The 25,757-nt window shown below is 65.1% G+C and carries 27 protein-coding genes; 8 read left to right on the top strand and 19 right to left on the bottom strand.

Translation table 11 applies throughout. The features are described from left to right. Positions 1-183: 183 nt before the first annotated feature. The 3 genes from CLV45_RS11870 to CLV45_RS11860 all read right to left on the bottom strand — a co-directional run bounded on the left by CLV45_RS11870 (position 184) and on the right by CLV45_RS11860 (position 4,753). Positions 184-1,893, bottom strand: coding sequence for a T9SS type A sorting domain-containing protein (locus CLV45_RS11870; protein WP_100336564.1), 1,710 nt, complete (start codon positions 1,891-1,893; stop codon positions 184-186). A gap of 163 nt (positions 1,894-2,056) precedes the next feature. Continuing rightward, complete coding sequence (locus CLV45_RS11865; protein WP_170061845.1) at positions 2,057-3,259, bottom strand: tail fiber domain-containing protein; 1,203 nt, start codon at positions 3,257-3,259, stop codon at positions 2,057-2,059. A 288-nt stretch (positions 3,260-3,547) separates the two neighbouring features. After that, complete coding sequence (locus tag CLV45_RS11860; protein WP_170061844.1) at positions 3,548-4,753, bottom strand: PAS domain-containing sensor histidine kinase; 1,206 nt, start codon at positions 4,751-4,753, stop codon at positions 3,548-3,550. A gap of 270 nt (positions 4,754-5,023) precedes the next feature. On the opposite strand from CLV45_RS11860, the gene CLV45_RS11855 reads away from it, so the two are divergent. After that, positions 5,024-5,863 (top strand): AraC family transcriptional regulator, encoded by an 840-nt coding sequence (locus CLV45_RS11855; protein ID WP_100336561.1) that lies wholly within the window; start codon positions 5,024-5,026, stop codon positions 5,861-5,863. Between the two features lie 212 nt (positions 5,864-6,075). Further along, complete coding sequence (locus tag CLV45_RS11850; RefSeq protein WP_100336560.1) at positions 6,076-6,813, top strand: SDR family oxidoreductase; 738 nt, start codon at positions 6,076-6,078, stop codon at positions 6,811-6,813. Between the two features lie 156 nt (positions 6,814-6,969). Here the strand turns inward: CLV45_RS11850 and CLV45_RS11845 are convergent, their stop codons facing one another. From CLV45_RS11845 to CLV45_RS24935, 4 genes are all read right to left on the bottom strand, one after another. After that, a complete protein-coding gene (locus CLV45_RS11845) occupies positions 6,970-7,383 on the bottom strand; it encodes a hypothetical protein (protein ID WP_100336559.1) in 414 nt (137 codons plus the stop codon). Positions 7,384-7,534: 151 nt separating this feature from the next. Further along, positions 7,535-8,176 carry a helix-turn-helix transcriptional regulator gene (locus tag CLV45_RS11840; protein WP_100336558.1) on the bottom strand — a complete coding sequence of 214 codons (642 nt, stop codon included), beginning with the start codon at positions 8,174-8,176 and terminating at the stop codon, positions 7,535-7,537. A gap of 128 nt (positions 8,177-8,304) precedes the next feature. Next, on the bottom strand, positions 8,305-9,096 hold the full coding sequence (locus tag CLV45_RS11835) for a hypothetical protein (protein WP_157807435.1): 792 nt from the start codon (positions 9,094-9,096) through the stop codon (positions 8,305-8,307). 2 nt (positions 9,097-9,098) lie between these two features. Beyond that, the gene (locus CLV45_RS24935) at positions 9,099-9,263 is read right to left on the bottom strand and encodes a methyltransferase family protein (RefSeq protein ID WP_157807434.1); all 165 of its coding nucleotides are present in this window, start codon (positions 9,261-9,263) and stop codon (positions 9,099-9,101) included. A 155-nt stretch (positions 9,264-9,418) separates the two neighbouring features. On the opposite strand from CLV45_RS24935, the gene CLV45_RS11830 reads away from it, so the two are divergent. Then, positions 9,419-9,583 (top strand): endonuclease domain-containing protein, encoded by a 165-nt coding sequence (locus CLV45_RS11830; protein ID WP_100336556.1) that lies wholly within the window; start codon positions 9,419-9,421, stop codon positions 9,581-9,583. A gap of 166 nt (positions 9,584-9,749) precedes the next feature. On the opposite strand, the gene CLV45_RS11825 is transcribed toward CLV45_RS11830, so the two are convergent. After that, positions 9,750-10,346: an FMN-dependent NADH-azoreductase gene (locus CLV45_RS11825; protein WP_100336555.1), complete on the bottom strand. Its 597-nt coding sequence runs from the start codon at positions 10,344-10,346 to the stop codon at positions 9,750-9,752. Between the two features lie 239 nt (positions 10,347-10,585). On the opposite strand from CLV45_RS11825, the gene CLV45_RS11820 reads away from it, so the two are divergent. Both CLV45_RS11820 and CLV45_RS11815 read left to right on the top strand, forming a co-directional pair. Then, positions 10,586-10,945 (top strand): winged helix-turn-helix transcriptional regulator, encoded by a 360-nt coding sequence (locus CLV45_RS11820; RefSeq protein ID WP_100336554.1) that lies wholly within the window; start codon positions 10,586-10,588, stop codon positions 10,943-10,945. 318 nt (positions 10,946-11,263) lie between these two features. Further along, positions 11,264-13,717: an SBBP repeat-containing protein gene (locus CLV45_RS11815; RefSeq protein ID WP_157807433.1), complete on the top strand. Its 2,454-nt coding sequence runs from the start codon at positions 11,264-11,266 to the stop codon at positions 13,715-13,717. Positions 13,718-13,910: 193 nt separating this feature from the next. Here CLV45_RS11815 and CLV45_RS11810 read toward each other — a convergent pair whose 3' ends face one another. The 11 genes from CLV45_RS11810 to CLV45_RS11760 form a co-directional block, all read right to left on the bottom strand. Beyond that, positions 13,911-15,326, bottom strand: a complete 1,416-nt coding sequence (locus CLV45_RS11810; RefSeq protein WP_157807432.1) for a D-alanyl-D-alanine carboxypeptidase — start codon at positions 15,324-15,326, stop codon at positions 13,911-13,913. 69 nt (positions 15,327-15,395) lie between these two features. Beyond that, on the bottom strand, positions 15,396-15,830 hold the full coding sequence (locus tag CLV45_RS11805) for a VOC family protein (RefSeq protein ID WP_100336551.1): 435 nt from the start codon (positions 15,828-15,830) through the stop codon (positions 15,396-15,398). 83 nt (positions 15,831-15,913) lie between these two features. After that, the gene (locus tag CLV45_RS11800) at positions 15,914-16,651 is read right to left on the bottom strand and encodes an SDR family oxidoreductase (RefSeq protein WP_100336550.1); all 738 of its coding nucleotides are present in this window, start codon (positions 16,649-16,651) and stop codon (positions 15,914-15,916) included. Positions 16,652-16,731: 80 nt separating this feature from the next. Then, positions 16,732-17,631, bottom strand: a complete 900-nt coding sequence (locus tag CLV45_RS11795; RefSeq protein WP_100336549.1) for a helix-turn-helix domain-containing protein — start codon at positions 17,629-17,631, stop codon at positions 16,732-16,734. Between the two features lie 213 nt (positions 17,632-17,844). Beyond that, positions 17,845-18,885 (bottom strand): NAD(P)-dependent alcohol dehydrogenase, encoded by a 1,041-nt coding sequence (locus CLV45_RS11790; RefSeq protein ID WP_100336548.1) that lies wholly within the window; start codon positions 18,883-18,885, stop codon positions 17,845-17,847. A gap of 285 nt (positions 18,886-19,170) precedes the next feature. Continuing rightward, positions 19,171-19,872, bottom strand: coding sequence for a RibD family protein (locus CLV45_RS11785; protein WP_100336547.1), 702 nt, complete (start codon positions 19,870-19,872; stop codon positions 19,171-19,173). Between the two features lie 7 nt (positions 19,873-19,879). Further along, positions 19,880-20,767, bottom strand: a complete 888-nt coding sequence (locus tag CLV45_RS11780; RefSeq protein ID WP_157807431.1) for a helix-turn-helix domain-containing protein — start codon at positions 20,765-20,767, stop codon at positions 19,880-19,882. Beyond that, positions 20,760-21,395: a (R)-mandelonitrile lyase gene (locus CLV45_RS11775; RefSeq protein ID WP_100336545.1), complete on the bottom strand. Its 636-nt coding sequence runs from the start codon at positions 21,393-21,395 to the stop codon at positions 20,760-20,762. The genes CLV45_RS11780 and CLV45_RS11775 overlap by 8 nt, the downstream gene beginning before the upstream one ends. A 45-nt stretch (positions 21,396-21,440) precedes the next feature. Further along, a complete protein-coding gene (locus CLV45_RS11770; RefSeq protein ID WP_100336544.1) occupies positions 21,441-22,013 on the bottom strand; it encodes a sugar O-acetyltransferase in 573 nt (190 codons plus the stop codon). 71 nt (positions 22,014-22,084) lie between these two features. Beyond that, positions 22,085-22,495 (bottom strand): putative quinol monooxygenase, encoded by a 411-nt coding sequence (locus tag CLV45_RS11765; RefSeq protein ID WP_100336543.1) that lies wholly within the window; start codon positions 22,493-22,495, stop codon positions 22,085-22,087. A gap of 53 nt (positions 22,496-22,548) precedes the next feature. After that, positions 22,549-22,962, bottom strand: a complete 414-nt coding sequence (locus CLV45_RS11760; RefSeq protein ID WP_100336542.1) for a cupin domain-containing protein — start codon at positions 22,960-22,962, stop codon at positions 22,549-22,551. Between the two features lie 252 nt (positions 22,963-23,214). On the opposite strand from CLV45_RS11760, the gene CLV45_RS11755 reads away from it, so the two are divergent. From CLV45_RS11755 to CLV45_RS11745, 3 genes are all read left to right on the top strand, one after another. Continuing rightward, positions 23,215-23,850, top strand: coding sequence for a hypothetical protein (locus CLV45_RS11755; protein WP_100336541.1), 636 nt, complete (start codon positions 23,215-23,217; stop codon positions 23,848-23,850). Between the two features lie 86 nt (positions 23,851-23,936). Further along, the gene (locus CLV45_RS11750) at positions 23,937-24,707 is read left to right on the top strand and encodes a DUF2490 domain-containing protein (protein ID WP_100336540.1); all 771 of its coding nucleotides are present in this window, start codon (positions 23,937-23,939) and stop codon (positions 24,705-24,707) included. A 162-nt stretch (positions 24,708-24,869) separates the two neighbouring features. Beyond that, positions 24,870-25,712, top strand: a complete 843-nt coding sequence (locus CLV45_RS11745; RefSeq protein ID WP_100336539.1) for a sulfurtransferase — start codon at positions 24,870-24,872, stop codon at positions 25,710-25,712. The last annotated feature ends 45 nt before the right edge of the window (positions 25,713-25,757 follow it).

Raw genomic sequence — 25,757 nt, 5'->3', positions numbered from 1 at the left:
TCCTGAGTGGAGCGAAGCGGAATGAAGGACCTTCCTCACCTCAGTGACCAGACTTGTTAAATGTAAGAAGCCCTTTACCGCATAGGTGGTAAAGGGCTTTGTCACGTTAGCAAGTAGCGGCGGTGGGGTAGACCTTCGCTCTGCGTACGCCAGACGAAGGATGACAGAACGACACTTACTCACTCACTCACTCACCACCAGCTTACCGCTGCAGGGGCGACCCTGGGCCGTGGTGGCGTGCAGGGTGTAGAGGCCCGGCCGCAACCCTTGCACCGATACCTGGCCCGTGCCCGACACCTGGGTTTCCCGGGCCAGGCGGCCCAGCGGGTCGAGCAGCTGCACGCGGGTGCCGGCGGCCAGGCCCGGCAGATGCACCTGCGTGGTGGCCGGGTTGGGATAGAGCCCCGACAGCGCCCGGGGCTCTACCCCAACCCGAGTGCCCAGGACCGAGTTTTGCAGCACGCCCACAAACAGCTCCCCCGCCGCCGCGCTGCTGCCGAGCACCACCGGGCCGAAGACGCTGCCGTCGGCGAAGCTGCCTAGGACGTGCACGTCGGTGCGGGCGTCCAGGCCCAGGAAGTAGCCCCCGTCATTGCCGGGCCCGCCCGCCCGCTGCACCCAGCGCAGCTGCCCCTGGGGCGAGTAGGAAGCCACGGCCACGTCGGTGCCCCCGGCCGAGGTCAGGGCGGTGGTACCGACGGAGGCCGTCTGGGCAAAGCTGCCCGTCACGTACACGTTGCCCTGGGCGTCCAGGTCCAGGTTGGCCCACCGGTCGGGGCCGGGGCCGCCGTCGGTGTGCAGCCATTCGACCTGGCCCTGGGGTGAGTATTTGAGCAGGAAGGCGTCGTAGTCGCCGCGGCTGGCTACCGTGGCGCGGCCGTTCTGAATCTGGCCATCAAAGCTGCCGGCCAGGTAGAGGTTGCCCGTGGCATCGGCCCGGCTCTGGTGGTCGTAAAAGCGGTAGGGGCTGGCCCCCAGGTCGGTGCGCTGCACCCAGGCCACGGCGCCCGCGGCACCGAGGCGGACCGCTACCAGGTTGCTGCTCCCAGTGCTGGGTAGTGAAGTGGAGCCCAGCTGCAGGTCCTGGTCGTAGCTTTGCTGCAGCACAAGGTAGTAGTCACCGTTGGGAGCCAGGGACAGTGTCGGCAACTCCATCCCGGCCTGACCGGTGCGGCTGTACCAGTAGGCGGGCGTCAGGGTCAGCAGCTCGCCGGTGGCCCCGTTGAAGCGGGCCAGAAAGGAGCCGTGCTTAGCGGGGTTGGGCAGCGTGGCCGTCGTTGGGCCAACGCCGATGCGGCCGTGGCACAGGCCCGCGACGGCCACCGTGCCGCTGGCATCCACCACCAGCCCCGAGCTACCCACCAGATTGTCGGGGTCGACGGTGCTTTGGCGGGCCCACTGGGCCACGCCCTGGGGCGAGAAGCGGGCCACGAAGAGCTGGGTGATGTTGCGCTGGTCGATGTTGCCCTCATTGCCGGCCAGGGTTACATGATTGCCCAGGTCCAGGCTGCTGGTGAAGGAGCCGGTGAGGTAAACGTTGCCGGCCGCATCCAGGGCCACGTTGGTGGCTGCATCCTGGCCCGCCGACCCGAGCTGACGCACCCAGGCCAGGGCGCCGCTGGGGGCGTACTTGGCCAGATAGGCGTCGTAGCCGCCCGCGGAGGTCAGCGTGGTGGAGCCCACCACCCGGGTCCCGGCGAAAATACCCACGCGGTAGAGGTTCCCGGCCGCGTCCACGGCCCCCGTAACCGTCTCATCCTGGTTCGACCAGCGGCTGCCCGCCCGCGTAGCCGTGGACCAGGACGGGGTGGTTTGGGCCTGGGATTGGGCACCGCTGGCGGCAACCAGCAGCGAAAAAAGCAGGGCGGCCCGACGGGGCAAGAAGTGCAGCATCAGCAGGATAGGAAAAAGGGGACAGAAAGCACGGACAGGGCCAGCCGGCGGCGCCCGGGCCCATGACCTGACGGCCGGCCCAGGCGTTGCACAAGGGCCAAAATAAAACCGCCGGCCCGGTCGCGAGGACCGGGCCGGCGGGCTAGTACGTGCACCGAAGCCTTTAGCGCCGGCGGCGCAGGGCGGCCCCGATACCGCCGGCGGCCAGCAGCACGGCCGCGGCCAGGGGCAGGCCGGCCGTGGCTGGGCCCTGGGGAGCGGCGGCCGTGGCGGCCAGGGCCCGGCGCTCCAGCTCGTCGAGGCGGGTGCGCAGCTCCTGGTTTTCGGTTTGCAGGGCCCGGAGCTGGGTGGCCTGGGCGGTGGTGCGGGCGTCGAGGGCCTGGACCCCGGCCAGGGCTACCCCGTCGGCGTCGATGGTGCTGATGCTGATGCTGTCGGGGCCCAGGCCGAAGGCCTTGCGGAAGTCCTGGGCCATGGGGCCGAGGTGGCGCACACTGGCCGCGTCGTCCTTGTAGCTCCAGCGGGTGAGGGGCACCCGGCGCAGGCGGGCCAGCACGTCTTCACCCGCCACGGGCTCGAAACGGTGCTTACGGTTGCGGTCGGAGGAGTTGGTCCAGGTACCGCCGGTGCTCAGGTAGGCCCCGGTGGAGGTCGACATGGCCGCGTCGGTGCGGTACCAGCTGGGCGTGTTGTCGCTGAGGGGGGCCGTGTTGCCGTAGCGGAAAATCACGCCGGTGCTGCGGTCCGAAGAGGTGTAGATGCGGAAGCCGCCCGTCACGCGCCAGTTGGCCGAGTGGTTGGCCCCGGCCTTGAAGGATTCGTCGGTTACAAAGTTGCCGTCATCTGTCACCGACCGGTCGGCGAAGACGAAGGAGCCCTGGCGGGTGTTGGTGTGGGCGTAGTAGCCCAGGGCTACCGAGGCCGCGCCCGAGGCCGTGCAGAACTCGCCCAGGGCGGTGCTGCTGACGTTGGCCGCCACGTTGTCCTTGCCGAAGGCGGTGGCGTAGTCGCCGGAGGCGCGGGCATTATAGCCGGCCGCAATGGAGTAGAGGCCGATGTTGGCATCGTCCCACTGGGTGCCGTTGATGTAGCCGGCCCGGAAGGAGGCTTTGCCCGGATACCACATCAGGCGGGTGCCCGAGCCCTCGGCCGGAATATTGGGGTAGGTGAAGCCGCCGTCGTAGTCGCCCCCGGCCAGCAGGGCCCCGTTGGTAAAGATACTGAAGCGGGTGACGGGCAGGGAGTTGCTCACCCGCTTGCGCACGGCCATCAGGGTGTCGGTGCCCTGGGCCTGGGCGGCCAGGGGCAGCAGGGTAAGGGCCAGCAAGCCGGCCCGCCGGGTAATGGGAGAGAAGAAGTTGTCCATGAAAAAAGGTAGGGAGTGAGCAGGGCGAATTCTGGCAAAGGTAGTAGGAATCATATAGCGGAAGTAAGATAAATGACCGGTTGCCGGCCGTCATTTTGGCGGGCCGTAACGGGTGGCGGCTCTTGCCTCAGGGCTGAAACCACGACTGGAAGCGGAAAACCCGGGGGCCCTCTGGCATCCGCCGGCCGGGGGCGGCAGCCAGGGCGCGAAGCGGCTCGGGGGAGGCTGCTTATATACCACTACCCGCGCAGCGGCTTGCTACAACCCGAAAGCACGTTTCTGCCGGGCCTAGGTCAGGTCGATGAAAAAAGTGGTACCCCGGTTCTCATAGCTTTCCAGCCAGATCTGACCCTGGTGCAGCTCCACAATCTGCTTGGTAATGAATAGGCCCAGGCCGGTGGTGGTGTCGCCGTAGAGGCCGGGACGCTTGGCTGAGCTGAACTTATCGAAGACGTGGGGCTGCAGGGCTTCGGGAATGCCCAGGCCCGTGTCGTGCACTACCAGGCGAATGTGGCCCGGGTGCTTTTCCAGCCGCACCGACACCCGCCCGCCGGCCGGGGTAAACTTCAGCGCATTGCTGAGCAGATTGTCTAGGATGCGGCCAAACTTGTCGGGGTGGATATTGGCGTGCTGGGCTTGGGGCGGCAGGGTCAGCACCAGCTCGATGCCCCGCTCCCGGGCGGCCAGGCGGAAGGCGGCCAGCCGCTCGTCGAGAAAAGCGTTGAGGTCGGTGTGGTGCTCTTCCAGGCGGGATGCTTCAAGCTGCCCCAGGTAGAGCACGTCGTTGAGCAGGGCGTGGGCCTGGTCGCAGGAGTGGTCTACCAGATTCAGAAACTTCAGCACGCCCTCGGGGTTGCTGGCCGAGTGCAGGGCCAGCACGGCCTCGTCGCGGCGGAGCAGCTCCACCACCATCTGAATATGGGCTATGGGGTTGCGCAGGTCGTGGGCCACCAGGTGCAGAATCGTTTCCTGGGCGTCGTAGAGCCGCTGGTGGGAGAGGGCCAGCTTTTTCCGGTCACTGATATCCTCCAGGGTGGTGTAGCCCAGCTCGCCCCCATCGTCCTGGAAGAGCACGGCCGTAACCTGGCACCAGAAGGAGGTGCCGTCGGGCCGGCGCAGGCAGGTTTCCAGGGTGAAGTTGGGCAGCTTGTGGGCCCAGAGCCGGGTCTGGAGCTCGTGCCAGCCGGCGTTATGGTCGGGGTCGGCAAACTCCAGAATCCGCCGGCCCACCAGCTCCTCGGGGCCGGCCAGGCCCAGCATGGCCGCCAGGGCCGGGTTGGCCTGCAGAATGGTCAGGTCCGGAGCAATGATTTTGTGGCCCAGCGGCGAGTTTTCGAATACCGTACGAAAGCGGGCCTGGCTCAGCTGGTACTGCGCGTCGAGAGCCTGCTGCCGGGTGGCGGCCGTCCGGAGCCGGGCGTTTTCCGCGCGCAGGGCCTGGAGTTCGGCCTCCAGGGCGGAAGAAGCGGGCTGGGAGGGAGTAGCTGAGGACATAGAAAAAAACGCGCGGCACCAGAGCCGGGCGGTAAGGTACAGCAAAGCCGCTGGCAATTGCCGAATCCGGCAAAAGAAGCCGCCGGACCCGCCCGGCCGGCAAGCTGGCCCAACGAAGCCTCGTGGCCCGCTGAGCAAAGCAACTTCGGCCTTGTAAGCAAAGCGCCCCGAGTGCCGGCCGCCTACCTTTGTAGCGTCGGGCAGCCCTTCCCGCCGGGGGCCGGGGCCGGCCAAAACTGCTTCACCACTCACCACGCACCGCATCCTCCTATGCCAACCAAGCAGCTCAACCGCTACGCGGAAATGGTCGTCGTCTGTAGCGGCGACCAGCGCTACGGGGGCGAAATAGCCGCCGAGGATGCCGTGCTGGTGGGGGTGCTGGCCGGCGAGCTGCGCGTGGTGCAGGCCGAGCGCACCCTGCGCTGCGGCCCCGGCGACACGGTGCTGTTGCCCCGCCGGCAACCCGCGACCCTGCTCAAGTATCCCAAGGACGGTGTTGCCTACCAGGCCGTGGTCATGAAGCTGCCCACAGCCCTGGTGCGGGCGTATTACGCCGAAAACACTCCGGTACCCGCCGGCCGGCCGGCCGCTTCCGGCATGCGGCTGTTTGCCAAAAGCCCGCTGCTGCAAAGCCTTTTTGCTTCCCTGCTGCCCTACCTGGCGCTGGAGCACCGCCTGCCGGAAAAGCTGCTGGCCGTCAAGATTACCGAGGTAATTGAGATACTGCGCAGCCTCGACCCGGGCAGCGACGCGGTGCTGGCCGACTTCACCGCGCCCGGCAAGCTCAACCTGGTCGAGTTCATGGAGGCCAACTACATGTTCAACCTGCCCCTGACCAAGTTCAGCTACCTGACCGGCCGCAGCCTGACCACCTTCAAGCGGGACTTCAAGAAGGCCTTTCAGCTGAGTCCTCAGCGCTGGCTCACCCAGAAGCGCCTGGCCCTGGCCCACTACCAGCTCCTGGAAAAAAGAAGGAAGCCCGTGGAGCTCTACCTGGAAGTGGGCTTCGAGAACCTGGCCCACTTCTCCTACGCCTTTAAAAAGCACTTCGGCTACTCCCCAACCGCCCTGACCGGGCCCGGTCAGGGCCCGCGGCCGGCCCCCGGATAAGCCCGCGGCCTACCCCGGGCCGCGGCGTAACCCGCCCCGCCAGAGCCGGGCCCCAGTAGGCGGGGCGGCCGGGCTCCTCCTGTTCTTCTGTCAGCGCTTTACGGGTCCCATAAGGGCCTTACCGCTACGGGTATGCCCCGTGGCCCCGTTGGCCGGGCGGAATGGTTCCGCCGGTTTCTTTCCTTACCCACACCGTTAGAGTACCTCCCCCCATGAAGTCAGCATTGGTAACCGGCGCAAACAAGGGCATCGGCCTGGAAGTCGCCAAACTACTCGCCCAGCAGGGCTTTTTCGTTTACCTCGGTAGCCGCAGCCTGGCCGCCGGTCAGGCCGCGGTTGCCCAGCTCCGCGCCCTGGGGCTCACCCACCTGGCCGCCGTGCAGTTGGATGTTACCAGCCCCGAATCCATCCGGGCGGCCCGGGCCACGATTGGGGCTGCCACGCCGGGGCTGGACGTGCTCATCAACAACGCCGGCATCAGCGGCGGCATGGAGCAGGCCGCCCGGCAGGCCAGGCTGGAACAGTTCCGGAGCGTGTTCGAAACCAACGTCTTCGGGGTGGCCGGCGTCACCCAGGCCTTCCTGGACCTGCTGGCGCAGTCGGCCCAGCCGCGCATCGTCAACGTGAGCACCGCCATGGCCTCCCTGACGCTCTACGCCGACTTCGCCAACGAGAACTTCGCCTACCGCTTTCCCGTGTACCAGGCCTCCAAAACGGCGCTGAATATGTACACCGTGCAGCTGGCCTACGAGCTGCGCGACACGCCCTTCAAGGTCAACGCCGTGTGCCCGGGCTACACCCGCACCGACTTCACCGGCCACCAGGGCAGCAGCACGGTGGAGGAGGCCGGGCAGCGCCTGGTGAAGTACGCCCTGCTGGGTCCGGACGGCCCCACGGGGCAGTATTTCAGCGAGGAATACTTCCCCGCCCCGGCCACCTGCCCGTGGTAAGCGGCCGAAGGATCTTGGCCGTCACATACTGGCGCTGAGGGTCCTTGGGCCCTTTGCTGCCGGGCCAGCTGGGCTCCGGCCGGAAAAAATAAAGCCTCTTCCCGGCGCGGGAAGAGGCTTGTTGCGATAGGCGTATAATGCTAGGGCAGGGCAGGGCTACAGGGCCGCTTTGCGGGCCGTCACCTCCGCCACAAAAGTGTTGATTTCGGCAATCTGCACCTGTACCTGGCGCAAGTCCAGGGCCCGGGTCAGGGCCGCCACGGGGCCGCGGAGCTGCTGGTTGGCCGTCAGGTTTTGGTGGCGCTGAGTAGCGTGGCGCAAATCGGCCTCCGTATTGATCCGGGCTTTGCTGCCCGCGGGCAAGTTGGGGACTATCGGCGCCAGCGCGGCGATGATGGCGGCCTGGGCCGCCAGATCAGCCGTGGTGTCGGTAGCGCTTTCACTGGTGCGCTCCCCTTGCGCAGCCAGCACCGTTTCGCGCACCCTCAGGTCGCGCAGCTCCTGCTGGGCCGCTTCCAGCAGCGCGTCGCACTCGGGAGCGGAAGTCAACAAATTAATAGGATAAGCCATTGTAGTAGAAGGTAAGAAAGTGAGATGAAAAAACGGCCTGGCCCCCGCGCCGCGGCCAAGCTGGTCTATAGTTACTACTATATTCGTGAAACGCTATAAAACTGAGGGTGAATATTTTTCGGGGTCGTATCCCCCTCTTTTCGCCCCGGTTTCAGGCGGCTTTGGTGAGCAGTTGCGCCAGGGTAGCGGCTTCGGCCTCGGCGGCCGCCAGCCGCACCAGCAGCAGGGCCAGGGCCGTGGCCGGATCAGGCCGCAGGGCGGGAGCCGGGGGCAGGGCGGCGGCCAGCTCGGCCAGCCAGCGGGCCAGGTGCTCCTGCTCGGCGGGCGGGGCCAGGTCGGTAGCGGAGAAAGTGAGGGCCGTGGGAAGCACGGCCAGGGCCCACCGGCGGCGCTCCTGCGCCTCGGACCGCCCGCCGAGCACGTGCAAATCACGGCGCAGCAGCACAATGCGGCGGGCGCACTGCCGCTGCCGTTTCAGCAGCGCCGCGGCCGCCAGCGGGCCGGGCAGAGCCTGCTCCGGGCCAAACAACGCCGCCGGCACCGCCGGTGGTGAGTAGGCCGCCTTCGGGGCCGCCGACCCAAAGCCCTCGGGTGGGGGCAGCAGCCGGGCCAGCCGCGCCAGGCGCAGCGTGGCCAGGGGCGTGGCCGAGCGGCGGCCGGCCTCGATATTGCCGATCTGTTGAGCATTCACGCCCAGGTAGCGCCCCAGCTCAGCCTGGGTAAGCCCAAAATGAGTCCGAATGGCCATTGCCAGGCTATTAGACGGGATGGAGTTGCTAAGAGCGCGGGCCATCGTCGGCAGCTGTGGGGAATATAAAAAAATATGTTGCTTTCCCTTCAACGTTGTGGGGAATGCAATGTTTTATTACAGATTCCCCACAAGATGACGGTGGTTGTTGTGCCACCCTGACCGAACGGTGGTTAGGAAGTTGCTTGTTGCACGTTATCAAATAGGATTAGCTGTCTGGCTATTTCCTCGCGCAATGGAGAGGGATGAGGTGGCTGGCCATGCACATTCCGGTATTCGTCTGCTTCGTTGGCAAGCTGTTCGAAATTGGCATGGGTCAGGCGGCGCAGAGGCATAAAATAGACGGCTCGGAACATACCGAGAATGGCGCGGCGCTGCTCAGAAGGCAGAGGCGACGCGTTACTCTGAAAAGCCTCAAAAAAGCTAAGGGTGGCGCGCAGGTCCTGGAGAGCGAACCAGCGTTCCTGCGTATCGTCCGTTTCTTCCATGTAATCAAAGGCATCCGGATCAAGCAGGCTGAGCTGGTCTTCTTCCTGCAATAGACGTTCGAGATTCTGGCGGTTGTCTTTCCAGGAAGACCGAGTTTCATCGACCAGACGCAGGGCTATGGTATAGGAGGCTTCCTCTTGCTGCCCACGGCGCTGGTCGCGGGTGGCTACGAACTGCTCGCGTAGAGAGTAATAGAGCACCAGTAAACCAGTCAGATTGAGGGCTGGGCCCAGAATGCCGCCAATGGTGTCACCGACGTGAGCGGTGTTCTCATCAAACACGATGGGACCGCCCGTACGAGTGACCACGAAGAGGATAATGATGGCCCACACGCTGCCCGCCCATAATACCTGAGCGGCTTTCTTTTTATTGTTCATTGCCCCAACACGGAGATTATTTGAGTAGTCTTTTTTGACAGTTGGCTTCCCGGCAAAGCCAAGGCAGTGCCGCTGCCTGGCCGCAACGCGAATATGCATCTCTACACGGCGTAGCCTTCCTCGGTGTGGCGAATCAGGCTCAGCGCGGCCAGGGTGGCGAGCAGGGGCTCGACTTTCTCGGGCTTGAGGCGCTTGAAGCGGGCGGCGAGCTGGGCGGCGGTTTGGGGCTGGCCGGCTTGCTGGAGGGCGTCGCGCAGGGTTTGCATCTGCTGGGCCAGCTCGGTGGGGAAGGTTTCACCGGCGCGGGTGGGCGCCTCACCCCCGGCCCCTCGCCGAGGGAGAGGGGAGCCAGCCGACTTGGGTTTCTTCGTCTTGGTTCCTTGCTCTTGCTCTTGCTCTTGCTCGGGGAGCCAGACGACAAGTGGAGCTGGCCGGCGCCGGCCACTTCGAACCCGACCAAGCCGAATACGACCAGGGCCGCTCCGGAATTCTGGCCGAGCTAGGCTACCGCGTCCTGCGCTTCTCCAACGAGCAGGCCCTCCACGAAACCGAACAGGTCCTGCAAGCCATCAAAGCCCAGCTATAACCCAGCCCCGTCGCTATCAATCCCTAAGTGCAAGCCGCTTGGTTCCCCTCTCCTTGTCGGAGACTCTGCGCATAAAGCAGATGCGGCCGGGGGTGAGCCGCCCGCCAAACCACAACGGCCGCCCCGGATTCCGGGGCGGCCGTTGGTCTGATGGGAAAGGCGGCGCTTACACCGCTACGCTGTCGATGCCCTTTTGCAGGGCGGTAGCCTGGAAGTCGGGCAGCTTGACGCCTTCGACCCGGGCCAGGGTGACGTCGGTGAGCCCCAGGAACCGTAGCACGAGGCGCAGGTAGGGCGTGGCAAAATCATAGGCCTGCATGGGGCCGTCGGAGTAGATACCGCCGCTGGCCACGGCCAGGTACACCTTCTTGCCCGTAATCAGCCCCTCGGGGCCGGTGGGGGTATAGCGGAAGGTGATGCCCGCCCGGGTAAGGTGGTCGAGCCACGATTTGAGCGAGGAGGGAATGCTGAAATTGTAGAACGGCACCCCGATGACGAGCACGTCGGCGGCCATTACCTGGGCAATGGCTTCATCGGAGTGCTGCACGGCTTGCTGCTGCTCGGGCGAGCGGCCTTCGGTGGGCGTGAGGTAGGCCTGCAGGTGGGCTTCTTCGAGGTGGGGAAACGGCTGGGCGGCCACGTCGCGCACTACGACGCGGCTGCCGGGCTCGGCGGCCAGGAGCTTGTCGATGATGCCCTGGCTGAGGCGGGTGCTGAAGGAGTTGGCGCCCTGGGCGCTGGAAATGATTTGCAGAATCTGCATACAAAGGGGGGTAAGAAAGGTGATGAACTGCGGGCTAGCTTCCGTGGGCCTACCGGCCCGGGAAAGCTGCCCGCCCACGGAGGAGCCCGGCCGGTGGCCGGGTACTCTGGTTACCTCAAGTAATCAGCTAGCCATTTGTTCGTACCTTGCTACCACTTCAGATTACGTGGCGGTAGCCTGATTACCCGCTGGTAATCAGGGCTGCCACCGGCCGCTTACAGTGCTTTTTCGCTGCTCTCATGACCAACTACGACCACTCCCAATGCGCCCTGACGATGCAGGGCCTGCGCCACGCCCTGCTGGTTGTCAACGGAAAGTGGAAGCTCCAGATAATCGTGGCGCTGAGCTCGGGGACCCGGCATTTTCGCGCGTTGGAGCGCAGCGTGCCGGGTATCTCCACCAAAGTGCTGGCCAAGGAGCTAAAGGACCTGGAAGCCCATCAGTTCATTACCCGCACGGTGCACCCGGGCCCACCCGTACTCGTGGAGTACCACGTCTTGCCCTACGCCCGCACCCTGGACCCGGTGATTGAGGTCTTAAAGGTGTGGGGCATGCAGCACCAGCAGCGCTTAGACGCGGGGGCTGGGGAAGCAAAGTAAGGCCCGTGCCAAAACGACCCGGATGGCTGCTTCCCGGTACCGAACTGGCAGAGGGGTGTTGTAATGGAATGATTTGAATAAATTATATTGATATACCGCTTAAAGCTCTACCTTTATTAAGGTTGGGCGGCGCTATAGCGGTTGCCTGCTGGGCTCCTGGTAGCCGGGCCTTCGGGCCGACAGCCGCGGCGGGCCTGTTTTCTTACTCGTGTTTCTGGAGTTGGTGCGCCTTGCTTGGGCGGGCACCTTCCCGCCATCCTTCTTACCGGGTGGCCACTGGCTGACTATGCCTGAACATTTCCCTTTTTTCTTCTATTCATGTGGTATAATCATTACTCCCGCTTAGTTTCCCGCACTGCCGGCGCCTGGTGCCTGCTGTGCTGCTTATGCGTCGCCTTGCCACTGCGGGCCCAGCAGGTTACCGAGCAGTGGGCGGCTCCCTACGAGGGTCCCGGAAACACGAATTCCAGGGTTGTGGTGGCGGTAGACAATGCCGGCAACAGCTACGTGGCCGGCACAGTGGAGGGTGCTACCCCAAACTCATTTAAGGTGGTGACAATAAAGTACTCGCCGGCCGGCCAGCAGCTGTGGCTAAGGGAGTACAACCAGGGCGCGGCCGCCGACATTGCCGTTGACAACACCGGCGGCGTCTACGTCGTGGGTACCAACTATACTACCGGCCTGCGTAGCTTCCTGACGGTGCGCTACGATGCCGCCACGGGTGCCCAGAGCTGGGTCCGCCTGTACCACGGCCTACCCGGCGAAAGCAGCGGCGGCGATTATGCTACTGCTCTCGCCGTGGATAAGAGCGGGGGCGTGTACGTCACGGGCACCAGCATCCGGGGGCGGACAACCGACTACGCGACGGTGCGCTATGAGGCCGCCACCGGGGTCGAAACCTGGGGCGGTGGCCGGACCGGCGGCTTTCGGGCCTCAGCCGTGGATATTGCCGTGGACAACGCCGGCAGCGTCTACGTGACGGGTACTACCAACGAAATTGCCGGTTCCAGCATCAGCATCGGGAGTCATCCCAGTACGGTTTGTTACGACGCGGCCACGGGCGCTCAGCGTTGGTCCCGCGGATTCGGTGCATCCCGCACCTTTTCCTCCGCCGCCGCCCTGGCGGTGGACAATACCGGCGGCGTCTACATGACGGGTATCCTCTACGAGGGCGCCCTGGGAGGAGGCTATAATACGGTGCGCTACGAGGCCGCAACCGGCGTCCAAAGCTGGGTCAGCAGATACGACAGCCCCGGGGGCGGCGATACCGACCGGCCCGTGGGCATTGCCGTGGACAATGCCGGCGGCGTCTACGTGACCGGCAGCAGCCACTGGACGACGGCTAGCGACTGCGCGACGGTGCGCTACGATGCCGCAACGGGGGCGCAAAGCTGGGTCAGTACGTATAACAGCCCCGATAACGGCCCCGACTATGGTGCGGATCTCGGGGTAGATGCTGCCGGTGGAGTGTACGTGGTCTGCCTCAGCAGCAAAATCACGTCGGGGGCGGGCAGCCTGGTCACCCTGCGCTACAAGGCAGCCGATGGCGCGGTGGTGTGGACCACCCAAAAGGATGGCTTATTCGGGAACGGGAGGCTGGCCGTGGACCGGAACGGCAACGTCCTGGTGGCGGGCGTTAGCAATGAGGTCGTGGCCAGCCCCAGAATCCTGACCATTAAATATAGCCAGGGCCAGTGCCCGGTCCTGGCGGACAAGGCCATTCTGGGTGCCCTGACCGTGCCGGTGGGCACTTCCGACTCGGCCCTGGCCCTGGACAGCAACAGCGGGGCCACTTCCTTTCAGTGGAGCATCGAGGGGGAGCAGCCCGTGCCCTTCACCGGGCAGGGCACCGCCTGGGTTGTGCCCGCCTGGCCGGCCACGGCGGGGGTGTATAAAGTCAGCGTGGTGTACGGCGGCGGGGCCGGCTGCCCCCAGAAAACCAGCGTGCAGTACGTAGCGGTCTACGACCTCAACGCGGGCTTTATAACGGGTGGCGGCTGGGTGAATTCCCCGCAAGTAGCCGGCTACCAGTATATGAGCCAGGCCACCAAAGCCAGCGTTGAGCTGCAGGCCAGGTATGCCAAAAACGCCACTGCGGTGACGGGCAGCACCCGGCTGACCCTCGACGGCGTGTTGGTCTTCACCAGTGCCGCCAATACGGCAGCCCGGCTGGTTATTTCCGGCGACAAAGCCAGCTACACCGGCGTGGGCACCCTGGCTACGTACAGCGGCTCCCGGCTGACCCCCGACCCCCGGCAGTTTGGCTTCCTGGTAGCCGCTACCGACGGCCAAGCCAAGCGCCGCACCAGCCCCGACAAGATTCGCCTGAAGCTGTGGGTCCTCAACGCGGATGGTAGCGCGGGGGCTACGGTGTACGATAACCAGGCCGGCTGCGGCAGTGCCCAGCTGGATGAAAACAGCGAAGCCTGCACCCCACTGGGCGGCGGCTCCATCGTCATTCACTCGGGTGGCAAAGGTGAGGCGCCTGCAACTACCACTGCCGTGGCGGCGGTGGTCCGGCTGTCGGCCTACCCCACGGTGGTGTCCGACCAGGCCACCGTGGCATTTGTGGCCGAGCAGGAGGGCCAGTACGAACTGGCCTGCTACGACGTACGCGGGGTGCTGGTGCGCACCTTAGCCGCCGGTACGGCCCACGTCGGCTGGCTTCAGCAGGCCACCTTTGATGCCGCCGGTTTGCCGGCCGGCCTCTACACCATCCGGCTGCAGGCGGGGACTCACTCCCAGCACGTGCGGGTGCTGGTGCAACGCTAAGGCCCAAGAGCCCGGCGCGGCTGGTAAGCCACTCCGGTCACCCCGTCGCCCTGCCTGCGTACGCGCAAAAACCAAGCGGCTACCCGGAACAGGGTAGCCGCTTGGTTTTTGCCCCGGCGTGGCTTGGCTGGAGAAATAAGCCGCCGCCTCTTTTGGGTTAGAAGCCTAGTGCTACTGAAGGCAGGGCCGGCCCCTACAGCCGCTGCCGCACCTGGCCCAGGATGCGCTGCATCTCGTTGCGGGTGGGCTGGTCGTCGCCGGGGATGCCGTTGTTAAGGAACGTGACGGCCAGCAGGCGGCCGCTGCGGGTGCGCACGTAGCCGGCCAGATTGCAGGTGTGGGTCAGCGTGCCGGTCTTGCCCCAGAACCAGGGGCCCTGGGCGTCCTTGTAGCGGTAGTGCAGGGTGCCCTGGCCGCCGCCCCCGGCCAGCAGGTTCAGCAGGCGGGGCTCGGGTACCTGCTGGTGCAGCAAGACCAGCAGGGCACTCAGGGAGCGGGGCGTGACCAGGTTGAGGCGGGACAGGCCCGAGCCATCCACCCAGGGCAGCTTGTCGGGCAGGGTCTGGAAGTAGGTGCGCCGGGCGTGGCGAATCACGCGCCAGCTGCTGAGCGAGTCCCGGGGCGGCCCCAGCTGGGTGGCGCACATGAGCAGCAGCTGCTCGGCCAGGAAATTGTCGCTCACCCGCAGCATGCGGCGGTAGAGCGAGTCCACGGGCAGGCCCGGCAGGGTCCGGATGGAGTCCTGGGGGCGGGGGTGCCAGGCAGTGTGCACCACGGCCCGGCGCAGGGTGTCGCCGAGCAGGCGCAGCAGCAGGGTGCGGCTGGTGCGGTAGGGCACCTCATCCACCCACTTTTTGGGGGCCGGGAAGTAGGTAAAGCGGTTATCGAGCTGGGCCCGGCCCACGTGCTGGTCGGGGTTGTGACCCGCCCACTCGTCGGCGGTGGCGGGGCCGGTGAGCGGGGCAAAGGGGCGGGGCAGCACCCGCACCCGTTGGGGCCGGGCGGGTACTTTGCCGCGGGCCGGCGCCGGGGCACTGGCGTAGAAGCGCACGGTGTTGCCGTACAACGGAAAGGCCGTGCGCTCGGGCTGAAAGTAGTAGTTGAAGTCGTCCCAGGCCCAGCTGGGGCCGTAGGGCGGCGGGGTGGCAATGTCGCAGTAGGCCAACATATGCTCGGGCCGGCGGGCCAGAAAGGCGTAGGCCCGGCGCGAGGGCACGTCGCCGTGCAGGAAGGTCGGGTCGCCGGTGCCCTGGAAAAACAGCGTATCGTGGCGGCTGAAGTAGCGCAGGCTGGGCAGGGAGTCGCCGAGCAATTGCAGGCCGGTGTAGAAGCTAAAGAGCTTCATCACGCTGGCCGGGGTAAAGTAGCGGGCCTCGTTGAGGCCGTACACTACTTCCCCCGTGGTGGCGTCGGTGATGCTCAGGCCCACCTGGTGCTGGCGCAGGGCCGGGGCGGTGGTCAGCAGGGAATCGAGCCAGGGCAGCGGGGCCGCGCCGGGCTTGAGGCTGTCGGGCGCGGCGGCGGGCTTGGAGCTCTGGGCGCAGGCCAGGGGCTGAGCCGAGCTCCAGAGCAGCAGAAGCAGGAAGTAGACGGGTCGTAGTAGCAGCACAGCCCGCAAGTTAGGCAGGGAAGCCGGCTAATTCCGCGTCCGGCGGCGGGAAGTGCGTCCCGGGCCAGCTCAGATACTCTCGGCCAGCTCCAGCACGTTGCCGTGCAAATCGGCCACAAACCCGCAGCGCTTGCCGATGGCCGGCACGCTGAACGGCTCCCGGATGACGCGCACTGCCCGGGCCCGCAGCTCGGCCAGGGTTTCATCCAGGTGGTCAACTTCGAAGCAAAGATGCTGAAAGCCCGCTACCAGGGGCGGGCCGGAGCCGGGGCCAGCCGCGGGGTCGTGAATGATTTCGAGCCAGAACCGGTCGTCGTTAGCCGGGGCCAGAAAGGCCAGCTGCAGCGCCCCCACGGTCCACTCCTTGAGAATTCGAAAGCCCAGCTTCTGGGTGTACCAGCGCAGGGTGGCCGCGTAGTCGGGGGTGCGCAGGCCGACGTGGGCCGCACGGAGCCGGCCGGTGCCGCCGGCCGGGTTTTTTGGCGGGAGTTGGATGTTGTTCATTGCTTGGGTTACGGAGGAAGGGTGTACAAGCAGAAATGCCCGGCCGGCCCGGGCATTTCCTTAGTCACATGCACTGGGCGGTTTTACCAGGGGCTGATGCCGGTTTCGGGGGCGTTGTCGTCGCTGAAAAACTGGCTGGTGGGGCCGTCGGGACCCAGCAGGGCGGCCTTTACCACGCGGGCGGCAGCATCCGGCACCGAGCCCGGGCCGCTGTGGTGGTTGAAGTCGGTGGCGGTGTAGCCCGGGTCCACGGCGTTGACCTTGAAGCTGGTGTCGCGCAGCTCGTAGGCCAGCATGATGGTGTAGGCGTTCAGGGCCGCTTTTGAAGGCATGTAGGCCGCGCCCTTTACCGGGTAATACTTCCAGGTCGGGTCGGTGTGCAGGGTCAGGGAGCCCAGGCCCGAGGTGACGTTGACGATGCGGGGCGCGGCCGACTCGCGCAGCAAGTCCAGAAAGGCCTGGGTGACTTCCATAACCCCAAACACGTTGGTTTCGAACACCTCCTTCACCACGCTGACGGCGGTGGTCAGGGTCGGCTGGGGCATGCCCCCACTGATGCCGGCGTTGTTGATGAGTACGTCCAGGACGCGGGTGTGCTGGCCCAGCTCGGTGCGGGCAGCGGCAATGGAGGCGGGGTCGGTGACGTCAATTTGCAGGGCCGTCACCGCGGCGTGGCCTTCGGCTTGCAGTTGGTCGGCGGCCTGCTGGCCTTTTTGCAGGTCGCGGCTGCCCAGGTACACGTGGTAGCCGAGCTGGAGCAGCTGGCGGGCGGTTTCGAAGCCGATGCTTTTGTTGGCGCCGGTAATCAGAGCGGTTTTCATGGGGCTGGTAAATAGAGTACTGAATGAACAGCACAAAACTACCGGGCCGCCGGGGCGCGGCTGGCACCCATTCCGCGGTATTACTGGTACATTTCGCGGATGCTGCTGCGGTACTCGGCCGGGGTCACGCCCACTTCGCGCTTGAAGAAGCGGTTGAAGTAGGAAGCGTCGGAAAAGCCCAGGTCGAAGGCAATTTCCTTGAGCGAGAGGGACGTGTAAAACAGCAGGCGGCGGGCCTCGAGCACCAGCCGCTCGTGAATGTGCTTGCTGGCCGGCCGCCCGCTCTGGGCCTTGACGACCTCGCTCAGGTGCCCGGCCGAAATGTGGAGCCGCTCGGCGTAGGCGCTGACCTCGTGCAATTCGCGGAAGCTTTCCTCAATCCGGGCCCGGTAGGTGCGCAGCAGCAGCTGGTCGGCCGTCAGCTCGCCGCCGGTAAACTGCTCGGTGTAGAGCCGGCTCAGGTAGGTGAGCAGCACCGTCAGGTAGGCCGTGAGCATGCGGTGCTGCCACTCGCCGGGGCGCTGGTACTCGGCGGCCAGCTTGGCCAGCAGGTCTTCGGCGAAGGCCCAGTCGGCGTCGGAGAGCAGCAGTTCGTGGCCGTGGTGGGGGTTCTGAATCAGGGGCAGCTCCCGCAGGGCCGCGTGCTGCTGCAAGCTCAGAAACTCGGGGGTGAAAGTCAGGTAGGTGCCCCAGAACGGCGTGGGCGCTTCTTTCACCAGAATCTGGTGGGGAGCCGTGAAGTAGAGCGTGCGGTTTTTGCGCTCGTAGGAAGTCATGTCCACCCAGTGCCGGCCCTGGTTCTGCTGCACAAACACGAGCAGGTAATAGGCCTTGCGGTGGGGAATCAGCAAATCCTCCTCGTACACCAGCGCCCCTTCCGACTGCACGATGGTGAAGGGCTGGCTGCCTTTGCCGCCGGTAAGGCCGTTGTGCTCGGACGTATAAACCGGAATAAGGGGCTTGCTGGAAAACGAATACATGCTCTGGGGAAGGCTAACTCAGGGGCAAAGTACGAAAGCCCGACTAGCCCCAAACCACGCCCGGCCCGAATGGTTGGCGTGGTACGAAGTTTACCCGTCCCCGGCACTGGCGTCAGCCCGAATCGGCGGGACGCAACAAAGCCGGCTCCCGCTTCCCACCCGTACGCAACGGGCCGGAGGGCCGGGAGCCGGCTTTGTTGGCAAGCTGCGAGCTTACAGACTGGCTATGTCGATGACGAAGCGGTAGCGCACGTCGCCTTTCACCATCCGCTCGTAGGCCTGGTTGATGTCCTTAATGTCAATCAGCTCGATGTCGGACACGATGTTATGCTCGGCGCAGAAGTCCAGCATTTCCTGGGTTTCGGCAATGCCGCCGATGGTGGAGCCCGACACGCTCTTGCGGCCCGGAATCAGGGCGAAGGCCGGAATTTCCAGGGGCTTGGGCGGGGCGCCCACCAGAATGTGGGTGCCGCTGGTCTTGAGCAACGACAGGTACATGGGCACGTCGTGGTCGGCGGCCACGGTGTCGAGGATATAGTCGAACGAGCCCTGCACGGCCTTGAGCTGCTCCGCGTCGGAAGTCACCACGAAGTGGTGGGCGCCGAGGGCTTTGGCGTCGGCCTCCTTGGAAGGCGAGGTGCTGAGCACGGTCACATCGGCCCCGAAGGCCACGCCGAACTTGACGCCCATGTGACCCAGGCCGCCCAGGCCGACCACGGCCAGCTTATGGCCCTTGCCCACGTTCCAGTACTTCAGGGGCGAGTAGGTGGTAATACCGGCGCAGAGCAGCGGGGCCACGGCGGCCAGGTCGAGCTTGTCGGACACGCTGACCACGAACTCCTCGCGCACCACGATGGTGTTGGAGTAGCCACCGTAGGTCGGCACCCCGTCCCGGCCGAGGTTGTTGTAAGTCTGGGTGTTGCCTTCCACGCAGTACTGCTCCAGGCCGTCCTTGCAGTTGTAGCACACCTGGCAGGAGTCGACCATGCAGCCCACGCCGGCGAGCTGACCGGCGGCGAATTTCTTGACATGCTCGCCGACTTTGGTGATGCGGCCCACGATTTCGTGACCAGGCACCATGGGGAAGATGCCGGGAAACCATTCGTTGCGGATCTGGTGCAAATCGGAGTGGCACACGCCGCAGAAGGCAATTTCGATCTGCACGTCGTGCGGCCCGACGTCGCGGCGCTCGAAGGTCCAGGGGGCGAGGTCGGTGTCGGGCGTTTGGGCCGCGTAGGCTTTCGTTTCGATCATGAGGAGGTTTGGTTGAGCAGAATGAGGAATTGATGGCAAAAGTAGAACTCCCCGCCGCACTGGCTTATAGCCCTTGCGAAGGCAGTAGTACACATTTCACAGAATCCGCCGGCGGAAGACGGCGGGCAGTAGGCAAAAAATCGTCTGTCATGCTGAGCCTGTCGAAGCATCTCTACTGTTTCGTTGCAAGGGTAAAATTTGATTACCAATGCGGGAGAGATGCTTCGACAGGCTCAGCATGACGGCCTACTGTTCGCAGGTAATTTATACCCCGAAGCAACGTACTTAATGGTCGAAGCGGTACTTGAGCCACACCACGTCGTTGTCGAGCGGCTGTACCTGGGTGAGGCGCAGGCGGGTGGCGGGGCCCTTGGTCAGGTACTCGCTGACTTCAAAGGTGGTGGGCGACTTGGGCGTGCCGTCGGCCAGGGGCAGCACGAGCAGGCTGAGCTCGTCGATGAGGCCGGCGTTGAGCAAGGAGCCGTTGAGGTGGCCGCCGCCTTCGAGCATCAGCGTCTCGATGGGAAACAGGGCGGCCAGCTGCTCCAGCACGGCGGCAAAATCGACTTCCGTTTTTCCGGCAAACAGGTAGGAAATCTGCTTTTGCTGCAGGTAGTAGAGGTAGTCGTCGCTTACCTGCTCGGTCAGCACCTCGATGATATGGTCGCCGCCGGTTTCGTTCGAGTCCCAGCCCAGCTTGCCGCGGGCATCCACGGCCACGGCAAAGGAGGTAGCGTCTTTATTGCCGATAAACGGCTCCCGGGCCAGGGGCTGGGGTGGAGCCTGCGGGGCGGGCTGCACGCCGCCCGTAAAATCCCGCTCCATGGTAATGCGCCCGCACATCCAGGCCTGGCTGGTAAACGTGGCGTGGTACTGCTCGAAGTAGCCGGCAAAGGTGTCGTAGATATCGTCGTCCTGCCAGTTGCTCGACAGGATTTTGCCGTCCACCGACGACATCATGTGGCAAATTACGTGGGGTCTTTTCATAGCGGGCTTATACGGCCACGACGGCCGTGCGGCGGAAGGTCAGCGGGGTGGCGGCAGTATGCTTTTTAAAGAAGCTGTTGAAGTAGGTCGGGTACTCGAAGCCCAGGCTATAGGCAATGTCACTCACGCTCCAGGCGGTGTGGGCCAGCAGCAGCTTGGCCTCGGTTACGAGCCGCTCGTTGATGTGGGCCGAGGTCGGTTTGCCGGTTACTTCCCGCACCATGGCGTTGAGGTGGTTGACGTGCACGGCCAGGCGGTCGGCGTAGTCGCCGGGGCTTTTGAGCACCGGCTCCCGCCCCTGGGCCGTCACGGGAAACTGCACTTCCAGCAGGTTCATAAACAGGGAGGTAATCCGCTCGGCGGCATTGGCCGGGGCGTGCTGGGCCGAGGCCGGCTGCAGGCGGGCCGCTTCGTGGATAATAATGGAGAGCTGGTTGCGCAGCAAATCATCCCGGTGGGCGTAGTCCGAGGCCAGGTCGCGGCGCATGCGGGTGAAGGCGTCGGTGAAGTAGCGCAGCTGCTCGGCGTCGAGAAAGTACACTGGGTTGCCGTCGGCTTTGTAGAGCACCGTGTCTTTGAGGCTCACGCCCCGCATGGCCGAGTGCAGGAAGGCCTCGGAAAAGCAGCAGATGTGGCCCTGCTGCTCGGCCTGCCCGATGGTTTCCCAGGCGTAGGGAATCAGGCGGTTGGTAAACACCAGCGCGGGCCGGTCAATAACGAAGCTGCGGGTGGCGTAGTGCAGCTCGTTGGCGCCTTCCATCACCAGCACCACCTTGAACAGGTCGTGGCGGTTGAAGTTGCCCATGCCGCAGCGGGCTTCCCGCATGGTTACCAGGTCTACGTCGTGGACGGCCGGATACGTTGCGGTGGAAGGGGCAATTCGGGCGTCAGGCATCGGGTAGCGTGGCGCCTGGGTCAGCCGGCGCCGTTGGTGAGAGCCTATAACAGCTGCCGGGAGCTGGGGTTTCATTTTCGTCGGGAAGAAAATGGCGCCCCGCCCAGTGCGGGTTGTTGCCGCCGCGCCACTTATAGCTGTTGTATTCCTGCTCGGTGACGGCCCGGCCCCAGCTCACCACGCCCTTTTCGGTGTTGACGTTGAGGGCAATATGAGTTAGGCTCTGCTGGGGCGAGGCGCCGTGCCAATGGTCTACGCCGGGCTGGGCCTTCACCACGTCGCCCTGCCGCAGGAGCCGGATGGGCTGGCCTTTTTCCTGGTAGTAGCCCACCCCGGCCGTGACCATCAGAATCTGGCCGGCCGGGTGGGTATGCCAGTGGGAGCGGGCTCCGGGCTCGAACGTGACGCTACTGCTCACGCAGTTAAAGGCCGGCTCGTCTCGGACCAGGGGGTAGACGTACACCGTGCCGGTAAAAGTCTGGGCCGGGCCCCGCTCCCCCTTCGGAAAGATGGAGCCGGCCGCCGGGGCGGCCTGGGGTGGAGCCGACGATTGGGACGTAGGCTGGGCAAAATTGGCCAGGCCCAAGCCCACGGCCAGGGTGGCCGCAGCCAGTGCAATACGCTTCATGGCGAAAGGATAAAAAGTGAAAAGAAGCCGCCGGGATGCCGACAATCATAAGTGCTTGACCACCCGGGCCGGGACGCCGGCCACAATGGTATTGGCCGCCACGTCTTTGGTGACAACGGCCCCGGCCCCCACAATGGCGTTTTCGCCGATGGTCACGCCCGGCATCACCGTCACGTTGGCCCCGAGCCAAGCCCCTTGCTTGAGCACGATGGGCAAAGAAATAGTGCTGCGCCGCTGCCCGGGCTCGGTGGGGTGGTTGGTGGTAATCAGGTTCACCTTGGGGCCTACCAGCACATTGTCTTCCAGCGTGATGCCGCCCCGGTCCATGAAGGTGCAGGCGTGGTTGACGAAGACGTGGCGGCCAATGCGGATGTTGTGGCCGAAGTCGGTGTAAAAGGGCGGAATAAAGAAGAAGGTCTCGTCCACGGGCTTGTTGATCAGCTCGCTGAACACGCGGTTGACTTGCTCGTTGCTTTCCACCGTCAGGGCATTTAGCTCGGAGGTAAGCCGGATGGCCTTGCGGATGATGGCGTAAATCAGCGGGTATTCCGGGTCGTCGAGGGAAATGACCTCGCCGGCCAGCTCCCGCTCGAAAATGCTTCGGGGTTGGGTTTTCATATGCTGTAGGGCGTACTACTGGGCAAAAGCGGGGTAGGAAAATCGGGGGCTCCGGCGGAGAGCGAATGTTGCTACTGCTTCACCTGCACGGCAGGCACTAAAGGGTCGGTTTCGACCAGCTCCAGGGACTTCACCATTGCCTGGGTCCCGTTCTTGTACTTCCGAAAATGCGGGGTCAGCAGATGCGCTTGGTAGGCCTCGTGGCTGGCGTATATTTCCAGAATGGTAATTCGGGTTGGGTTAGCCTTTTCTGCTACGGCGTAGAGCGTCAGCACCCCGGGCTCCAGCCGTAGAGAATTCTCGATTTCCTCTTTCAGGGCAGCTCGGTAGCGTTCCAATTCGGCCGGATGAATTTCGAGCTTGGCTAGCCGCACCAGCTGACCGCTCGACGGGACTTGCGCCGCGGCGCGGCCGTTGGCCAGCAACGTCAGCAGGCCGGCCGCCAGCATGAGAATGAGGAGGGGAAGTACTTTGGTTTGCATGAGAAGAAGTTTAGTAGTGGCTGTAAACCCAGTAATTAAGCCACCAGGGCCGCTTATGCGTGAGCGGCCTGGTATTCGGCCTCGGTAACCGGGGCGCCCCAGGTGGCCACGCCCTGACTAATGCCGGGGTTGATGGCCAGGTGGGTAAAGCGGCTGCTGGCCGTGGCCCCGTGCCAGTGCACCACGCCGGGGGCAATGCTCACTGCCTCGCCGGGGTGGAGCAGGCGGGCCGGCTGGCCCTGCTCCTGGTAGTAGCCCGCCCCGGCCGTCACGACCAGAATCTGGCCGCTGGGGTGGGAGTGCCAGTTGTTGCGGGCCCCGGCCTCGAAGGTTACTTCGCCCACGGTGCAGTCGGTCGGGTTGCCGGCCCCGACCAGCATTTTAACCCAGGCAAGGCCGGTGAAATTGGCGGCCGGGGCTTGCGTAGCGCCCTGCGGCGCGGGCAGCGGTTGTTCTTGGTAGCTCATAGCGTTGTGTTATTGCTCAATGGTACAAGGGCTTACGGAGTATCATATTGCTTGGGTAAAGGTCAGGCCGGCCGGGGTGGAATAAAAAAACGATTCAAACGGGTTGCTATACAATCCAAAGAACCAGGTGGCCACCGCCGGTGCTGACTGGCAGCGCGGCTGGCGAGTTAGGCGCCGGAAAGCTCGGTGCGCTGTTACCTTTGCGCTTCCGCCAGCCGGTTAATTGCCCCTGCTTTCACTTCTTCCCGCCTGATGATTATCTACGGTACCAATGGCTCCCTCGTGCGCACGGTGGGAGCTGAGCCCGAGTTGGCTTGTCCGGCCTGCACCACGCCCCGGGCTATGCGGCTGAGCGTGTTTAGCCGCTACCTGCACGTGTACTGGATACCGCTGCTGCCCTACACCAAGCCCGCCGTGGCCCAGTGCACGCGCTGCGGCGGCGCCTGGGAAGCCAGTGAGCTGCCCCCCGGGGCCGGGGAAGTACAGCAGGCGCTGCGCCGCCTGAAAAAGGAAACCCGGGCCCCGTGGTGGCAGTGGTCGGGGCTGGCGGTGCTGGGGGCCGGCCTCGGATGGGGCCTGCTGGCCAACAACCAGGATGAGCGCGACACTGCTGCCTACGTGGCCGCACCCCAGGTGGGCGACGTCTACACCATCCGTAGCGCCGACAGCACCGGCCACGCCCAGTATTCCCTGCTGAAAGTGGTGGGCGCCCAGGGCAACGGGGTGGAGCTGGTGGCCAATGAGTACGTCACCGACGACGCCCACCCGCTCCAGCAGCTCAACTTCCCGGAGCGCTACGCCCAGGAGTCCTTCCCGCTGACCAACCTCGACCTGCGCATCATGCTCAACAAAGGCGAGCTGACCGACGTGGACCGGCTCGGGCAGTAGGGCGAGGCAATCTGGGTAATCCGGGGCGCGGTATGCGGGTTTCCGGGTTCGGGGCTTACCTTCGCGGCTTAACCACCTCCTGCCCGATGAACAAAGCCCTGTGCGTAGTAGCGGCCCTCGGGGGCCTAGTCAGCCACCACACCGCCCGTGCCCAAACGCCCGGTACCTGGGGCAACTGGTACATCGGCACGCTCGTGCTGCCGGGCAGCGTGGAGAAAAAGTGGGGGGGCTACGTGGAAGTGCAGGCCCGTTCCAATGGTTTGTTTCGGCAGTACTTCTACAACGAGCTCAAGGGCGGCCTGAGCTACGATCTGGACAAGAACTTCACCGTGCTGCTGGGTGGGGGGCGCTACGGCACCTTTGCCGCGCCGGGGCCCATCAACGTGGAAAAGCGCCTGTGGCAGCAGCTGGTCATCAACCAGTTTCTGAGTCGCCTCAAGCTGGAGCACCGCTACCGGATAGAGCAACGCTGGCTGACCTACAAGGCCGAGGACAGCACCGCGTTTCGGCAGCGCCTGCGCTATCGGCTCAACGCCTTTCTGCCCCTGAACAAGCGCACCATCACCGACCACACCGCCTTCCTATCGGTCTACGACGAGATTTTCCTGAATCCTAAGGGGCCCGTATTTGAGCGGAACCGCGTGTACGCCGGCCTGGGCTACCAGTTTAGCGCCCACCTGAACCTGCAGCTGGGCTGGCTCCGGCAGGCCAACTACAGCCAGCCCCGCCTGCAACAGGGCCAGCTGACGCCCCTGAGCACGTCGGCCAAAAATAACCTGGTGCTGAGCGTGATGTACAAGCTGGCCCACCGCGCCTCCACGCCCCGGCCCGAGTCGGTGCCGTCCCAGCCCGACTAAGCCCGCGCTTAGCCCCGTGGCCGGTTTGGTCCGCCGGCGGGTGGTAGGCCGGGAAAAAGGCCGAGCGAGGCGCAGTGTAGAATTGCCGGCAACATCTATCTTGTGCCCCGGCCCGCGGCCGTGCTCCGCGGCTACTGCTCTTCCCACTCTCGTTTTCCCCGCATGCAGCCCCTGATTTCTGCCCCCGAACTCCGCCAGCGCCAGGCTTCCGAAACTCTTGTTCTGCTCGATGCCCGCTCGGGGCCCGAGGCCCGGGCCCGCTACCAGGCGGCCCACCTGCCCGGTGCCCTGTTCGTGGATCTGGAGCAGGACCTGGCCCGGCCCACCGCCGATGCGGCCCAGGGCGGCCGGCATCCGCTGCCCCCGGTCAAGGACTTTGCCCACCTGCTGGGCTGCCTGGGCATTACGCCCGAGACGCCCGTGGTGGTGTACGACGATAAAAGCGGGGCCAACGCCGCGGCCCGCACCTGGTGGATGCTGCGCAGCGCCGGCCACGCGGCCGTGCAGGTGCTGGATGGGGGCCTGCCCGCCGCCCTGGCCGCCGGCTTCGAACCTACCGCTGCTGCCGAGCAGGCCAACCCCGTGGCGCCCTACCCGGTCACGGGTTGGCAGCTGCCGCTGGCGCCCACCGATAAAGTCCGGGAAGCTTCCGAAACCGGCTCGGCCCTGATTATCGACGTGCGCGAGGCCCCGCGCTACCGCGGCGAAACCGAGCCCATCGACTTGGTGGCCGGCCACATTCCCGGGGCCGTCAACGTGCCTTTCGCCGGCAACCTTGACGAAGCGGGGCGGTACTTGCCCGCGGCCGAGCTGCGCCAGAAATACGAACAGGTACTGAGTGCCCGCACCCCGGAGCAGGTCATTGTGCACTGCGGCTCGGGCGTCACGGCCTGCCACACTCTGCTGGCCTTCGACCAGGCCGGCCTGCCCATTCCCCGCCTCTACGTGGGCTCCTGGAGCGAATGGTCCCGCAACGACTTCCCCCAAGCCACCGGAGAGGAGTAGGGAGTTGTCAGTTGTCAGTTGTTCGTTGTCAGTTGTTCGTTGTCA

Origin of the sequence: Hymenobacter chitinivorans DSM 11115 (assembly GCF_002797555.1) — a bacterium.
Taxonomy (GTDB): Bacteria; Bacteroidota; Bacteroidia; order Cytophagales; family Hymenobacteraceae; genus Hymenobacter; species Hymenobacter chitinivorans.
Note: the sequence above shows the minus strand (reverse complement) of the source record. Positions and strands in the feature narration are given on the sequence as shown.

Bases quoted from the DNA above. Each gene is read 5' to 3' on its own strand.
- CLV45_RS11870 (WP_100336564.1), bottom strand. From the start codon at position 1,893: ATGCTGCACTTCTTGCCCCGTCGGGCCGCCCTGCTTTTTTCGCTGCTG.
- CLV45_RS11865 (WP_170061845.1), bottom strand. From the start codon at position 3,259: ATGGACAACTTCTTCTCTCCCATTACCCGGCGGGCCGGCTTGCTGGCC.
- CLV45_RS11860 (WP_170061844.1), bottom strand. From the start codon at position 4,753: ATGTCCTCAGCTACTCCCTCCCAGCCCGCTTCTTCCGCCCTGGAGGCC.
- CLV45_RS11855 (WP_100336561.1), top strand. From the start codon at position 5,024: ATGCCAACCAAGCAGCTCAACCGCTACGCGGAAATGGTCGTCGTCTGT.
- CLV45_RS11850 (WP_100336560.1), top strand. From the start codon at position 6,076: ATGAAGTCAGCATTGGTAACCGGCGCAAACAAGGGCATCGGCCTGGAA.
- CLV45_RS11845 (WP_100336559.1), bottom strand. From the start codon at position 7,383: ATGGCTTATCCTATTAATTTGTTGACTTCCGCTCCCGAGTGCGACGCG.
- CLV45_RS11840 (WP_100336558.1), bottom strand. From the start codon at position 8,176: ATGGCCCGCGCTCTTAGCAACTCCATCCCGTCTAATAGCCTGGCAATG.
- CLV45_RS11835 (WP_157807435.1), bottom strand. From the start codon at position 9,096: ATGCATATTCGCGTTGCGGCCAGGCAGCGGCACTGCCTTGGCTTTGCC.
- CLV45_RS24935 (WP_157807434.1), bottom strand. From the start codon at position 9,263: ATGCAAACCCTGCGCGACGCCCTCCAGCAAGCCGGCCAGCCCCAAACC.
- CLV45_RS11825 (WP_100336555.1), bottom strand. From the start codon at position 10,346: ATGCAGATTCTGCAAATCATTTCCAGCGCCCAGGGCGCCAACTCCTTC.
- CLV45_RS11820 (WP_100336554.1), top strand. From the start codon at position 10,586: ATGACCAACTACGACCACTCCCAATGCGCCCTGACGATGCAGGGCCTG.
- CLV45_RS11815 (WP_157807433.1), top strand. From the start codon at position 11,264: ATGTGGTATAATCATTACTCCCGCTTAGTTTCCCGCACTGCCGGCGCC.
- CLV45_RS11805 (WP_100336551.1), bottom strand. From the start codon at position 15,830: ATGAACAACATCCAACTCCCGCCAAAAAACCCGGCCGGCGGCACCGGC.
- CLV45_RS11800 (WP_100336550.1), bottom strand. From the start codon at position 16,651: ATGAAAACCGCTCTGATTACCGGCGCCAACAAAAGCATCGGCTTCGAA.
- CLV45_RS11795 (WP_100336549.1), bottom strand. From the start codon at position 17,631: ATGTATTCGTTTTCCAGCAAGCCCCTTATTCCGGTTTATACGTCCGAG.
- CLV45_RS11790 (WP_100336548.1), bottom strand. From the start codon at position 18,885: ATGATCGAAACGAAAGCCTACGCGGCCCAAACGCCCGACACCGACCTC.
- CLV45_RS11785 (WP_100336547.1), bottom strand. From the start codon at position 19,872: ATGAAAAGACCCCACGTAATTTGCCACATGATGTCGTCGGTGGACGGC.
- CLV45_RS11780 (WP_157807431.1), bottom strand. From the start codon at position 20,767: ATGCCTGACGCCCGAATTGCCCCTTCCACCGCAACGTATCCGGCCGTC.
- CLV45_RS11775 (WP_100336545.1), bottom strand. From the start codon at position 21,395: ATGAAGCGTATTGCACTGGCTGCGGCCACCCTGGCCGTGGGCTTGGGC.
- CLV45_RS11770 (WP_100336544.1), bottom strand. From the start codon at position 22,013: ATGAAAACCCAACCCCGAAGCATTTTCGAGCGGGAGCTGGCCGGCGAG.
- CLV45_RS11765 (WP_100336543.1), bottom strand. From the start codon at position 22,495: ATGCAAACCAAAGTACTTCCCCTCCTCATTCTCATGCTGGCGGCCGGC.
- CLV45_RS11760 (WP_100336542.1), bottom strand. From the start codon at position 22,962: ATGAGCTACCAAGAACAACCGCTGCCCGCGCCGCAGGGCGCTACGCAA.
- CLV45_RS11755 (WP_100336541.1), top strand. From the start codon at position 23,215: ATGATTATCTACGGTACCAATGGCTCCCTCGTGCGCACGGTGGGAGCT.
- CLV45_RS11750 (WP_100336540.1), top strand. From the start codon at position 23,937: ATGAACAAAGCCCTGTGCGTAGTAGCGGCCCTCGGGGGCCTAGTCAGC.
- CLV45_RS11745 (WP_100336539.1), top strand. From the start codon at position 24,870: ATGCAGCCCCTGATTTCTGCCCCCGAACTCCGCCAGCGCCAGGCTTCC.